Source organism: Butyricicoccus porcorum (assembly GCF_051246315.1).
Lineage (GTDB): Bacteria > Bacillota > Clostridia > Oscillospirales > Butyricicoccaceae > Butyricicoccus_A > Butyricicoccus_A porcorum.
This window is the reverse complement of the sequence record NZ_CP178353.1, coordinates 2,320,460-2,333,816: the sequence shown is the minus strand read 5'-3', so window position 1 is coordinate 2,333,816 and position 13,357 is coordinate 2,320,460. Positions and strand designations below refer to the sequence as shown.

Annotated in this window: 14 protein-coding genes; all 14 read right to left on the bottom strand. The window is 51.6% G+C overall.

From position 1 onward, the window contains the following. Nucleotides 1-3: 3 nt before the first annotated feature. The 14 genes from ACLM7Z_RS11530 to ACLM7Z_RS11465 are packed head-to-tail and all read right to left on the bottom strand — an operon-like array spanning nucleotide 4 to nucleotide 13,357. Nucleotides 4-1,989, bottom strand: coding sequence for a DUF859 family phage minor structural protein (locus ACLM7Z_RS11530; protein WP_435645109.1), 1,986 nt, complete (start codon nucleotides 1,987-1,989; stop codon nucleotides 4-6). Nucleotides 1,990-2,004: 15 nt separating this feature from the next. Continuing rightward, entirely contained in the window at nucleotides 2,005-2,562 is a 558-nt protein-coding gene (locus ACLM7Z_RS11525; protein WP_435645108.1) for a hypothetical protein, read from the bottom strand. A 12-nt stretch (nucleotides 2,563-2,574) separates the two neighbouring features. Continuing rightward, the gene (locus ACLM7Z_RS11520) at nucleotides 2,575-4,398 is read right to left on the bottom strand and encodes a hypothetical protein (RefSeq protein ID WP_435645107.1); all 1,824 of its coding nucleotides are present in this window, start codon (nucleotides 4,396-4,398) and stop codon (nucleotides 2,575-2,577) included. 14 nt (nucleotides 4,399-4,412) lie between these two features. Further along, on the bottom strand, nucleotides 4,413-5,870 hold the full coding sequence (locus tag ACLM7Z_RS11515; protein ID WP_435645106.1) for a phage tail spike protein: 1,458 nt from the start codon (nucleotides 5,868-5,870) through the stop codon (nucleotides 4,413-4,415). After that, complete coding sequence (locus tag ACLM7Z_RS11510; protein ID WP_435645105.1) at nucleotides 5,867-6,517, bottom strand: hypothetical protein; 651 nt, start codon at nucleotides 6,515-6,517, stop codon at nucleotides 5,867-5,869. The genes ACLM7Z_RS11515 and ACLM7Z_RS11510 overlap by 4 nt, the downstream gene beginning before the upstream one ends. Next, the gene (locus ACLM7Z_RS11505) at nucleotides 6,514-9,666 is read right to left on the bottom strand and encodes a phage tail tape measure protein (RefSeq protein ID WP_435645104.1); all 3,153 of its coding nucleotides are present in this window, start codon (nucleotides 9,664-9,666) and stop codon (nucleotides 6,514-6,516) included. The genes ACLM7Z_RS11510 and ACLM7Z_RS11505 overlap by 4 nt, the downstream gene beginning before the upstream one ends. A 15-nt stretch (nucleotides 9,667-9,681) precedes the next feature. Continuing rightward, the gene (locus ACLM7Z_RS11500) at nucleotides 9,682-9,846 is read right to left on the bottom strand and encodes a hypothetical protein (RefSeq protein ID WP_435645103.1); all 165 of its coding nucleotides are present in this window, start codon (nucleotides 9,844-9,846) and stop codon (nucleotides 9,682-9,684) included. Beyond that, the gene (locus ACLM7Z_RS11495) at nucleotides 9,843-10,220 is read right to left on the bottom strand and encodes a hypothetical protein (protein WP_435645102.1); all 378 of its coding nucleotides are present in this window, start codon (nucleotides 10,218-10,220) and stop codon (nucleotides 9,843-9,845) included. The genes ACLM7Z_RS11500 and ACLM7Z_RS11495 overlap by 4 nt, the downstream gene beginning before the upstream one ends. Before the next feature lie 13 nt (nucleotides 10,221-10,233). Then, entirely contained in the window at nucleotides 10,234-10,818 is a 585-nt protein-coding gene (locus ACLM7Z_RS11490) for a major tail protein (protein WP_435645101.1), read from the bottom strand. A 3-nt stretch (nucleotides 10,819-10,821) separates the two neighbouring features. Beyond that, nucleotides 10,822-11,139 (bottom strand): hypothetical protein, encoded by a 318-nt coding sequence (locus tag ACLM7Z_RS11485; protein ID WP_435645100.1) that lies wholly within the window; start codon nucleotides 11,137-11,139, stop codon nucleotides 10,822-10,824. Then, nucleotides 11,132-11,515 (bottom strand): HK97 gp10 family phage protein, encoded by a 384-nt coding sequence (locus ACLM7Z_RS11480; RefSeq protein WP_435645099.1) that lies wholly within the window; start codon nucleotides 11,513-11,515, stop codon nucleotides 11,132-11,134. Before ACLM7Z_RS11480 ends, ACLM7Z_RS11485 begins: the two co-directional genes overlap by 8 nt. Before the next feature lie 2 nt (nucleotides 11,516-11,517). Beyond that, on the bottom strand, nucleotides 11,518-11,850 hold the full coding sequence (locus tag ACLM7Z_RS11475) for a phage head closure protein (RefSeq protein ID WP_435645098.1): 333 nt from the start codon (nucleotides 11,848-11,850) through the stop codon (nucleotides 11,518-11,520). Then, a complete protein-coding gene (locus tag ACLM7Z_RS11470; protein WP_435645097.1) occupies nucleotides 11,850-12,125 on the bottom strand; it encodes a head-tail connector protein in 276 nt (91 codons plus the stop codon). The genes ACLM7Z_RS11475 and ACLM7Z_RS11470 overlap by 1 nt, the downstream gene beginning before the upstream one ends. A 59-nt stretch (nucleotides 12,126-12,184) precedes the next feature. Continuing rightward, nucleotides 12,185-13,357: a phage major capsid protein gene (locus ACLM7Z_RS11465; RefSeq protein ID WP_435645096.1), complete on the bottom strand. Its 1,173-nt coding sequence runs from the start codon at nucleotides 13,355-13,357 to the stop codon at nucleotides 12,185-12,187.

Sequence of the window (13,357 nt, the reverse complement as noted above, 5' to 3'; positions counted from 1 at the left end):
TACTTATTTCCATCTTCCACGAATCATCATTCCGACTGATACGCTACAGCTTTTTGCGCCTGACTCCAGACAGGCAATCCAGAATTTTGCCTGTGTTGTTGTCGGCTGTCCTGTTGGTGTGACGAACGTAATATAGCTTGTACAGCCGCCCGAGTACGTGCCCACCGGAGCTGCGGCAAATGTAAACGGCAGATTGACCGAGATGCCACTGCTGTAATAAAAGCCGCTGTAGTGATTCGCAGTAAGATTGACACCGCTTGCAGAATAAATACCCCAGCACTCAGCAACACCGCTGTTCCACTTGCGATATGTCCAGATACCGGATGTGCCCTGCGCTACAACATAATCCGCACAAACGCCGCCCACAATCGAGGACGGTGTGCAGGCTGTAATCGTGCCGCCGCTCATGTAGACAGGTGTGGATGCACTGCCGACCGTAGCGGAGCAGGCTGAAATCGTACCGGAACTCATATACACGGGCTTTGCCGTACCGCCGACCGAACCAGAACAGGCTGTCGGTACACCGCCGCTCAGATAGATTGGCTTTGCTGTTCCTCCGAGATTGGATGTGCCGAGATAGGTCGTGCCATTGAACTTTGCCGACCATCCGCTTGCTACCTCAAAGCAGTTGTTGGTTTCTGCGACCTTGCCGATTGCGACACCCTTACCGCCGGATTTGAAGTCCATCACAACAGATGCCGTTGAAACCGTATCTTGAATCGCAATGGTCGTGAATGCATCGGTCAGCGTATATTTGATGTCATAGGTGTACTCTGCGGACAGATTGCCACCGCCAAACGTGAACGCTGTACCGGACGAAAAGCTCTTGCTTGCATTCGTCCAAGTCGAAGTATTCGTCCGCTTGTAATAGGTGGCACGGGTGACGCTGTTCTTACTCGAACAGGAAGAATAGCTGTAGCTGACCGTGCCTTTTGCATATGTTCCCGCATCCGACACCGTACCGGAGCTGCTGCATCGCTGTGTCAGATACGAAGAGAACGAAGGCGGGCTGTATGCCGTCACAGTAATGCTGACCGTTGCGGCTGATGAAGTCCGACCTCTGGAATCTGTCACGGTTGCAGAAAATGAAATCGTACCGGACGTATTCAGAAATCCCGTTGTCAGACTGGAACTTGTGCCGGAGAAACCGCCTCCTGTGATGCTGTAGGATTTGATAGTCGAGCCGTAGCTTCCTGCCGCACCGCTAATCGTCAAAGTCGCTTTGGATTTGGTCTGTACATAGATGCCCCATGCACCCGGTACATCTCCGTCCACCCGTGTTGCTGTTAAACTCGAAATTGTAGGCTTAACAGATGATGGAACATTGAGTGTCACCGTAATGCTTTTACTTCCAATTGCCGTACTTCCGCTGTAGGTCGTGCAGTTCAGTGTTGCCGTGCCGGATGTTGCATTCGGCACTTGGTTTGCCAGTGTCAGTGCAGGTGTCCATGAAACCGAGGTATCTGTTGTTTTAGCTACAATCGTACCCGAAGCACTGCCGAAAGCATACGTGATGGTATGCGTAAATGAGCTTGCCGCTCTGGAAATGGAAATTGTCGATGCACTTCCCATCGTTCCCGCACTCATGCTGATACTCGATGCTCTCGGAATGGAATCCAAGGTAATCGCTGCACTTGCATTGATGTTGGCATAATATGTGCCGGAAAGCGTAGCCGCAATATTGAACACACAGCTGATGGTCAGCGACTTTGAGCCGTCACTCGCATGACTGACCGTCTGCGTGACGGTATTTAACAAGTGTGTGCCTTGCGATGAAATCGCAGAGGATGAAAAGCTCTGCTTCGTCCCGTCAATCGTGATGCTGTTTGTCGTTCGGCTGCTGATACTCAAATTCCATGTGTTAATGAGATAAATCTTGCAAGTAATCGTGCTGGTATTAGCAGACACATTTTGCGTCTGTGACCAGTCAACACGCACGGTATAATGTCCGTCCTTAATCGAGCCGGAAAACGAGCCGCTTGATGCCATAAAATCGTCCCTCCTTTACTTTGTCGCATCTCTCCATACAATGGACAGATTGCCGGATGTTCTTGGAATAAAATCAAACCAGCCACGGGATTCATCACCGAGAGACAGCCTGTAGCGAATCTCTGCATTTGTGATGACCAGTGACTGGTTTGAAATAAATGCGATGGTTTGTCCATTCTCCTTGAACGCAAGCTGTTCATTGGACAGCTCTGCCGTGAAAGCATTGCCCACACGACCGAGTTCAATGAGTGCACCCTTAAATCGGATATACTCCTCTAACAGATTCTGATTGACGGAAACTTGGTTAGAAATAACGTCCAGTGAGCTTTGAAAATCCATACGAATTTCCGTACTGCTGTGCGTAATGCTTGCCTCAAAATCCTGCTGGAGTGTCTCCAGAGCGGCCTTTGTGATGTATTCCTCACGAACGGCACTGATAATCTGGTCAGATGTTTTGGTGATTTCGGAATAGCATTCATGTACCTGTACTTGAAGCTCTGCGACATCATCTATTGCTTGCTCATAGCCAGTCACATTCTGGAATGTCTGCTGACAGCAGGTCAGAAGTGCCATGTGAATACCTCCTCACTTTGAAACATCACATTGCAGTGTCATGATGCTGTCGATATCTGCGGCAGACAGATAGATAACCTTGCCCGTCTTACCGAACGTGACCGCATTGCCATCCTTGTCCTGTGCGTACCAAGTGTAGGTCAGGCTTTGGGTTTCCGTGGCAGTAGCCCAAGCAGTGCCATTGTATTTCTTCAGAGTTACCGTTTTTGCTGTGTGGTCGACCTGATACCAGAAATCACCGGATTTTGGACTGGAAGGAGCTGTCTCGCTAATGTTACCCATCAGGGCATCGACTTCATGCTGATTGGTACGAACGATGATATAGGGAACCACACCTCCAAGATTGTTCTTTACCGTGAAGCCACCGATGGAGAGCATTTCAGAAACATACGGGTCTGATTTATCTTCGACTGTGATGACATCCACATAGTTCTTGCTGGAGTAGGTCATGGTACAGCGGTAGGACTGGATGTTCACGATATCTGAACCGGAGACCGTCAGCGTAGAGGAAGTCGCACCACTGATGTTTGTCCATGTACCATTCACATACTTGGCCCACTGATAAGTTGCGCTGGTGATTGCAGTTGTGCCGCTGTAAGCAGAGGTCGCCAAGGTAAGGGAGCCGGACTGATTCTGAACCACAGTACCGTTCGGCGCATAGACAGAGAACACGACAGCGGAAGTACCATTACTGCCAGCTTTGGATTTTGTCCAAGTGAACACTTTAGTGACAGTCTGACTGGAAATCGTAAAGGTCAAAGTGATATCGCCCGTCAAAGTTGCATCTGCACCGAGGTTAGAGGACGTAGCAACAGATAGCTCCAGCTTTCCGGCAGCGGAGGCTGTTGCGGCAGTATTGGATTTTACTGTGATACCTGTAGGCAGAGTTCCAACGGTGCAGGAGCAGGCTGTCTGTGTAATCCCTACATAACCGGTGAACGGAATGGTGATGGTCGCAGCAACAGAAGTCTTACCAGCACTGGTGCAGGCAAGGGACTGATTTTCATTGCCGAGGATGACAGAAAGACCGCCACTTCCCGTAGCACCCGTATCACCCTTACCACCGGTATCGCCCTTGGCACCGTCATACATCTTTGTGATTGTGATGGTGTCATAAACGTTAGAATCGCTGGTCGCCAGCTTGATTTGTGCCACATTGTTATTAAAAACAGCGTGGGTCGGTTTGACCACCAGAGTGCCGCTGGTGATGTTAGTGTTGTCCGAGGTAGTCGGATAATCGGCCCAATTACCAGAGCTGTTCTTATACTGCCATTTACTGATGGCCACGCCCTGAACCTGACCGGTCAAAGTCGCCTGAGTGGCTCCGACTAAGGTGCTGGAAGTGTTGTACTTGAACACATAGGTATCCGCAGTTACATAGGCCAGCTTTGCATTTTCTGCATTCTTCACCAAGGTATAGGTGATATCAGAGGAAATATTGACCGTGTTCTTGGTCTCGGAATCGAAGTAGTTGATATAGCAAATGTAGGTAATCATGCCAGAGGTCGAAGCAGCCAGCTTGTCTTGTGTGACCTTCAGAACGCCGCCGGTGACCGTCTCGCCGGTAGTCAGGTTTGCTTCAGCGCTGGTTCCGTCCTTACGTTTCCATGTGATAGTCAAGCCAGTAGCGTTCAGGGCCAGACTGGTCTGGTCGAGGAATACGACGGGAGTCAGCACCAGATTGGTTGATGCCCAACTCGGTGCGTAGGTATGAGGCAGGACATTCGGGTCTTCGCTCTGGGTCTTAGGCAGATTAGAAGTGATATAAGCAGACAGTTTTCGCTGGTCGGTAATGTCAACGAAGGTCTGTTGACTGGATGTTAATACCGTAGGCATTAGAAAATCCCTCCTTATATGATGACTTCACAGAAGAAGGAGGCGTTGTCCTGCACATCTTCCGTTGAGATTGTGATAGTTTTCATGCCGCTGTGGGACGCATCCCATTCTGCATCCGCAGCATCGTCGTTGGAGCGCCGGTGCCAGATGAAGCAGGCCGCAGCCAAGGTGTCGGTGATGTCCTTATCCCAAGAGTAGACCTTGCAGCGCATCAGGCTCTGCTGGCCTTTGTTGCGGAAGATGCTGACACCTTCGACGACCAGCTCTGTGCGGTACATCTTGGAAGCATTGATGTCATCCACCTTTCCGGAGATTATTTCAATCTGTGCGGTCTTTCCCAACAGGTCATCTTCCAGCGCGGAAATGTTCTGACCCTGCTTTGCTGTAGCAGAAGTGAGGGTCACACCGGATGCACCGATGGTGATGGTGTTACCAGAAGGATTCAGGTAATCCCTCGTGCGACTGACGCAGAGATAGGTGCCGTCGATGCCGTGTGGTTTGGACAGACATTTTACATACATCCTTGCGCGGATATCTCCGATATCGGCTCCGGTATCCGATTCGTCAATGATGGTCAGTTCCATACTGGTGATTCCCTTGGACAGCTCCATCATTCGGGTGCTGGCCTTTCGCAGAAGATTTCCGGGAAGTGTAACATCCTCCCAAATCTCACTCGTCCAAATCCAGCCGATTTCTGCCACGGCATCATCATCGCAGACATAGTTCTTACCGGCATTCACAGATGTGATATCCACACGCTTGTCGGTCTCGACCTCATTGCCGTCCTCGTCAGTCTCCGTGATGACAGCACCGAGCGGGATGAGTGCGGTGGCCCGTTCCGTATGGTCGCGGGTAATCTTCACATCCAGCAGGTTTTTGCCGAACTCCACTGTCTGCAAAGAGGTCATATTGAAATCAGCAAGGTAGTCCAGGTATTTCATGCCACCGGAATAGCGCACCTGCAGGTAACCGCCATGCGTATTGATGAGCTTTTCGCGGATGGCGTCCATCGTGACGGAATACTCACTGTTGCTGTAGGAGATGTAGTCGTTGTCGTCCTTTACGGTGATGTTGCCGAGGTGGAACTGCTTCTTTGCTTCGACCGCAGCATTATGGACAGTGATGAACTGTTCCAGAAGGCCCTTCAAGGTTCCTTTGTAGGAGTATGGCGGCTGGATGGTATCCTTCAGATAGGCTAAGCAGGATTCACAAGTCCAAGTGTGGGTGTTGTAAAAATCACTGCCGTCATCCAGCGCACGGCCCTCGAATACGACCTCCTCATCCTTTTTACAGACGATAGTCGAGGCCATCGGTCGAATGGATGCGATATAGGGATGATTGTGCGGAGCGGACAGCGTCAGGCTGTCGATATTCTCTGCATCCTCGGATACCTGCGCCTGCGTAATTGCGAGTTTAGATAGGTTCGGATGATAGAAAATCGCATCATCCACGTAGATACGAAAGATGCTCATAAGCGGCCCTCCCTATAGCGGAAGGAAGTGCTACCGGAGCCGCTGATAGTGATGCTGTTCGCGCCCTGTTGGAGTTCCAGCTCAGGGAATACCCATGTACCAGCGCCGACAGATTTGCGGAACGTGTCGGTACCTACCTTCCAAGAGAGCGCAGTCTCTGCAGTGGTCGTCACGTTGGGAACCACAGGCATATAGTCGTTTGTCAGCGTTATCGTGCCGCTTCCGGATTTTGTGACCTCCGTCTCCACAACATGGTAGCGGTAGGAGTCACCGTCCGAGCTGGAGAGCACCAGCTGGCCTTTGTGGGTCATAGGGTCATAGGTGGGTGTAGCTTGCAGCGTTCCTACCATATAAAAATCTGGCTCCTCGCTGTAAACGACAGAAACGAGATGGCCAGCAAAGCGGTTGACCACCTCACTGACCATCTGATTAAAGTGTTCTCGGCTGCCCAGCATGGACAGCGTGATTTCAAAGGTGCGAGGCTGGTAGGACACGCGCCCAAGGGCCTCGGAAAAACGGATAGGAGTATTGCGACCGGGAACCACGACGGTCTCGGTCTGGGACTGCGGTGTTGGTAGATTGACTGTCTCACGCAGCCAGCCCATGCTGCTCATAGAAACAGATTCGATTGTTACGTCTGGCTTCATAGGCTCAACCTCCTGTTCAGTTTCTGTGCCTGACCGAGCTTGCTATCGATGGCCGGGAGTAGGTGTCCCACCAGAGTGCCATCCTCCAGATAGATGCCCTTGCTGCTGTTGGCAGCGATGACTGCGAGATACTTCTCCATACCGGACATATCCAGTCTGTTGGTCAGGATATTTTCGAGATTATCGTAGAAGCCCTTCAAAGGAAGGATTGCTTCTGCACCGGCCTCACCACCAGCCATGAGCGAGCTTCCGTTCATGCCGAAGATGGTCGGATTTGTCATGATACCACCGTTCTTGTACCACGAGATGGAAAGGTGCGGTACGCTCGGAGGGCTGATAGACAGACTGCCAGAAATGCTGAAGTGCGGCAATTTGATATGCGGCAGCTGCAGCTTGCATCCGGAGAAGAAGCCGCTTATCTTATCGAGCGCTCCCTTGACCGTATTCTTGGCGGCCTCTATCGGAGTCGTGATAGCGGATTTGATACCGTTCCACACAGAGGTCGCGGTGGACTTGATACCATTGAACACGGAGGAAACGGTCGATTTCACGCTGTTGAACACGGTGCTGACCTTGGTCTTGATTCCATCCACCACGGTGGAGATGGCACTCTTGATTCCGTTCCATACTGTAGTGGCTGTGGATTTGATGGCATTGAACACGGTCGTGACGGTGGTCTTTATCGAGTTGATTACCGTAGAAACCTTAGTGCTGATGGCCGTCCATATTGTGGAGAACACATTCTGGATATCGGTAAGCACCGTGGAGATAACGCTGGCAATCGCATTGATGACGGTGGAGACCGTGTTCTTTATCGCATTCCAAACAGAAGTGATGGTCTCCTTGCAGTTCTCCCAGATGAAGCGGAACGGCAGCGTGATGATGTCAAAGGCCGCTTCAAGTATGGAACCGAGGAACATGATGCCGGTCTGTACCACATTCTTGATGGTCTCCCATACACCGGAGAGGAAGCTGGTGATACCGTTCCAGATGTTCGAGAAGAAGGTGGAAACAGAAGTCCACAGCTCGCTCCAGTTGGTGCCGAACCAGCCGAGGAATACATCAGCGATACCGCGCAGGGTGTTCAGGATATTGGTGAAGGAGTTTTTGATGAAGTCCCAGATGGAACCGAAGATTTCCTTCACGCCTGTCCATGCCTGCGACCAGTTCCCGGTGAAGATGCCGATAAAGACATCGAGCAGGCCGGTTATGACATTCAACACCACAGAGAGGATGTTTGAAATCTGCTGGAAGGCACCCTCGAATACTGGTGCGAGGATAGCGCAGAATCCATCCCATATCGCTTTTATCACGTCTATGATGCTGCCGAATTCAAAGCCGAGCGCATTCAGACGGTCAACGATGCCCTGACAGAAGCCGGAGATGGTATCCTTTATCTTGCTCCATGTGCCGAGTATCGCTTCCCGGAAGCCGTCATTGGTATTCCAAAGATGTACGAAGGCAGCGACGAGGACAGCGATGACTGCAACGATAGCGAGTATCGGAGCGGACATACCACCAAGTGCGGTGCCGAGCTTACCGGCAAGGCCGATGCCGTTCTGGAAGTTATACGACAGCTTCAGCACACCCTTGCCCAGAGAAGAAAAGGTGTGGAGCGCTGTACCAGTCTTGGAGATGACCGTACCCAGAGCGATAAGGAACGGGCCGATGGCAGCGACCAGAAGTCCAATCTTTACGATGGCTTCCTTGGTGCCTTCATCCATGCTGTTCAACTTATCCACGAAGGCCTGAATCTTTGTAACGATGCTGCGGACAGCGGGCATCAGTATCTCACCGAAGGAAATGGCAAGTTCCTGAAGCTGGCTCATCAGGATGGTGAGCTGACCGGAAAGGTTATCCTGCATGACATTCGCCATGTTCTCAGCGGCACCATCGCAGTTGTCGATGGCACTACTCAGCTTGTCGATGTCCGCAGGCGCTGCATTCATCAGAGCAAGGAAGCCGGACATGGCATTCTTACCGACCAGAGATTCCGCTGCATTGGCCTTTTCAGATTCGGACAGGCCAGCAAAAGCAGTACGGCAGTCAGCGAGGATATCCGAAAGGCTCCTCATACTTCCATCCGCATTTGTCGTAGCGACAGTGACGTCACCGATGGCGGCACCACTGATTTTGACCTCACCGGTCAGGTTATTCATGATGGTACGGAGTGCGGTACCAGCCTGAGAGGACTTGATACCCGCGTTGGCCATCAAGCCGATAGCCTCAGCAGTGTCTTCGGCGGTAAATCCAAGCGCACCAGCAATAGGCGCACAATAACTGAAGGTTTCGCCCATCATGCTGACATTGGTGTTTGCGTTGCTGGATGCGGCAGCGAGGATGTCAGCGAAATGGCTAGAGTCAGATGCGGAAAGGCCAAAAGCAGTCAGGGCATCGGTTACGATGTCCGAGGTGGTCGCCAAGTCCTCGCCGGAGGCAGCGGCCAGATTCATGATACCGTCAAGGCCGCCCAGCATATCCTCAGTCTTCCAACCGGCCATCGCCATGTAGTTCATCGCTTCGGCTGCTTCTGATGCAGAGAACTTGGTCTTTTCACCCATCTCACGAGCCTTGTCCCGAAGGGCCTGCAGGTCGTCACCAGTAGCACCAGAAACGGCAGCGACCTGACTCATCGCTGAATCGAAGTCTGCTGCCGTCTTGACTGCTGCGATACCAAGCCCACCGATAACGGCAGTGAGCGGCATCATCTTTTGGCCTGCGCTGCTGATAGAATTACCAACGGACTCCATCTTGGAGCCGATGACATCCATCTTTTCCAGTGCCGCGTTTGTCGTAGCTGCCTGTTCTTGCAGGCGTCGGAGTTCCTGTTCGGTCTCGATTATCTCACGCTGCAGGGCGTCATATTTATCTTGTCCAAGGGTGCCGTTCTCCAGCTGCTGCTTGGCCTGTTCCTGTGCCTGCTTCAGAGAGTCCAGCTTTTCCTTGGTGGCACCGATTGCATCCTTCAGGAGTTTCTGCTTCTGAGAGAGCAATTCGGTGTTGGAAGGGTCGAGCTTCAGTAGCTTGTTGACATCCTTCAGAGCGGACTGTGTAGACTTGATGGTCGTATTGACCGACTTGAGGGCCTTTTCCAGTCCTGTGGTATCGCCGCCGATTTCAACAGTGATACCCTTGATTCTGTTAGCCATAAGGCGACACCTCCTTTAGAATTTGTCGAAATCCTCCTGCGTAGCGACCTTCTGATAAGTAGCGCCATCATTGCCTTTTTCCGTCCACATATCCAGCACGAGGCCGATAGTGAGCAGGTCGAGGTCAGAGATGGAGATGCCTATCTCAGTGCAGCGCAGGAGGAATAACGGCGTTGTCATTTCCCGGCTACTGCGGCTAAGTTTTTTTTAGACTCGACCTCCGTCATGAGATTGGTTCCCCACAGTTCCAGAATCTCAGGGAGGACTTCATAGATGGAGAACATCTCGAACTGGTCGAGCCACTCATCGATGGTGCCGGGGATGCTGTGGTCTGCATGGAACGCCATGATGTAGGCGACGTTCTCGAAAATCTCCAAATCCTCAATCTCCAGAGCGGAGCCGTCCTCGCTGGCCTTGTCCTTATAGGATTTTTCCAGCTTGGCGAGGTCTTTGAAGATGTCGCGTTTGAACTTGATGCGGTAGAGGCGAGGCACCGTTGCAGAGGAACGGAACCTGACCTCCTTGCCGCTGATAGTGAGAGTCTTTTCCAACATAGGTCAGCCCTCCTTAGCCTGCGGCCTGTTCCACAGGAGTGTAAACGGTCTTGTACCAGTTCTGATAGGTCTCGGCCTCGGTGTTATCACCGGTGCGGCTCTTGACCAGACCATCACTGCGAGGGTCGGCAGTGAGGGAAAGTGTTTCCGTGCCTGGCTCGATGGTATCTTCCTTTGTTTCGGACTCGATGGAAGGACGAGATGCAGAGCAGTTGTACAGAACGTGACGGATGGCCCTGATATCACCATCGAACTCGAAGAGGAGTGCGAACTTCTCCGTCTCGGCGATGTCAGAATGCTCCACAAGGACGCCGTTGGTATCGAGGACTTCCTTCAGGATTTCAGTGCGGAACCACTCAGGGATGAGTGCGATTTCTAAATCACCGCTGTAGCCGTTGTTGGAAGTGGAGCGGAAGTAGACGATGCCGTCCGCATAGAAAGGAGAGCTGTCGCCCTCTGCATCCAAGCTGATGCTGACTGCGCCGGGGATGGCCTTCGGAGTGTCGTAGGTAAAGGAACCATCTTCACCGACAGTCAGCTTGGCAGCATGGACATTTTTCAGGTTGTATTTGACCTTATTGCTTTTGTTATTAGCCATGATTTATGCCTCCATTTCAAATGTGAATAGGACTTCATAGAGCTTTTCGCTCGGAATCCATGTTTCGGACTTCTCATAAAAAATGCCGTACTCATCCAGCACGGCCTCTACCTTCTGTTCCACCGACAAGTCCTTGAAATCGGTGTACAGTTCGATATGCACTTCATTGACTTTGAAGTAGACCGCTCCATCTGCAGCGAAGTTGTCACTGGCTGGGAGCAGATAACAGATAAAAGGCGGTTCCGGTGATTCACCCTCTGCAAAGTGGTCATATGCAAAAGGAATACCGGTCGCCTGTATGATTTCCAGTAGCTTATCCATCCTTCAGGCACCTCTCAATCTCTTGTTCCAGCATCTCGATGCCATGCTGTTCGGCGGGAGCGATATGCGCACGACCGGCGACGCGGCCACCTCCACGTTTGGCATGACCAAATTCAAGAAGGTGCGCCAGTTGATAGCGGTTCCGGGAATATACTGTGACCTCCAGTCCATTGGAGGATTCCTTTGTATTCTTCACAGCCCAGCTCTTGGCATAGGCGCCAGTCCGTTGAGGAGCGGAGGCCTTAATCTCATCCCGGACAGTGTTACCGGTCTTTTTGACTGCGGCCTTTACGCCCTCATTGGTCAGTGCAGCATATTCATCCAGCTGCTCCATCACGGCAGCAGCGAGACCATCGATAGAAACCTTCTGTGACATGGTCATCGCCTCGCTTTCTGGCAGCAGAGCTTGATGCTCTTGCGCTTGTAGTTCATGTGGTCGACAGCGATGATGTCATAAAGCTCACCACCGAACTGGACGCGGAAGCCGGTGGAGGTGATGGCCGCGGCCTTTTTGCACCAGCGAATAGTGAAATCGACCTTGCTGTCATCGACGACCAGTCCGGCATCTGTTTCTTCCTTACCAGCTTCGGCACTTACGGTCGCATAGCAGGTGTAGTATTCTGTCCAGAGATTTTTGTGGTTGCCGATGGCATCTGTGACAACATCGTTCTTGGAGATGAAGATGCGGACGTTCAGTAATTCGATGTTCATCAGAATCCCTCCTGTCTGCATCCGAACAGTAAAGCTCGGAGTGTGAGTGTCAGCGTTTTATGGTCAGCTTCCTCACGATGTTCATACATATAGGCCACGGCGTACATGACCGCGATTCGGGCATTTGGCTCAGCCTCAAAGACTGCGACGTCTGTGATGCGAGCTACATCCATGCACAGCTGCTGGCCGGAAGCGAGGAATGCTGTGAGCAATTCATCATCGTCATCGAAGTCCACACGGAGGTAGTTCTTGATTTCATCCAGTGTTATCAACATAGCGATACCTCCACAAAATGGTGGGCAGCACCATTAAAATAACAGTGCTGCCCTCAAAATTACTCAGACCTCAGTTTCAAAATCTGAACAGCTTCAGGAAGGATGAGCTTACCGTCGACACGCTCCTTAGCAACAAAACCAATCATACCGTTGCCTGCGAAGAGCTCAGTGAGCTGCTTGAAGGAACGGGTACCACGGTCGCCAATGTTGTAATAGCTATAATCACCGAAGGCGATAGCATCTTCCGGAGCATACTCGGAAGTGTAAACGTTATAGCCCAGAATCTTGTCAGGTTCACCTGCCTGATAAGAAGGCTGCCAGATGTATGCGCCATTGCTGTCTTTGAACTTACGAACCAAAGCAATGGTACGGTCATTCATGATGAAGGCAGCGTTCTTACGGTAAGGACGCTTCAGTGCATATACCAAGTCAAACAGGTCATCTGCCTTCAGTGCTGCAGTGAGAGTTCCAGCCACCTGACCACCACCAGTCGCAGCGAAGAGACCGAGAGGCTGGCCGACGCCAGTACCATTCAGGAAAGCATCTTCCTCAGCATTGGAGAGTGCCTTGCCGAATTCCTCGATGATGTAGTTTTCCAGATTGAAGGCATTGTCGTAGAGAAGCTCTTCAGTTACCTTGATAGCAACATGGAGCTTGTGGGCGTCGAGCAGAATCTGAGCGAAGGATGCATCAGAGAACTGGAGAGCACCGCCTTCTTCAATCCATGCTGCTGCAGGCTCAGTAGCAGCGATGTTGATTTTATGCTCGCCGGAAGTAGTGATGATGTGACCGAGATGACGCATGATGTTACCATCCTTCAGTGTCTTGATGAGACGATGGTCGTACTCTTCAGGAACGAGATAGCCACCATCGGCATCGACACCTTCCTGAAGGACATCGCTGACCTTGCGGAAATTGGTGCGGAGCGCAGTGAGCATGCCGGACTTGTAAGCGTCGGAAGCACGACCGGACTTTTCTTCCTTCTGCTTGCCAGTGGCAGGCTTGGAAGTGAGAGGAGTGTTTACAGGCTTAGAAAGTTCAGCTTCCATTGCCTCCTGACGCTCCAGACGAGAGATTTCCTTGCCAAGGTCAGCGATGTGCTGCTCCATCTTGGAGTAGGCGGCGTCATCCTCAGCAGTGAGAGTACCGTTCTCGGTACGATGGGAATCGAGAAATGCCTTAGCAGCATTCCATGCAGTGTTACGCTTTTCGCGCAGTTCAAGAATAGTCAT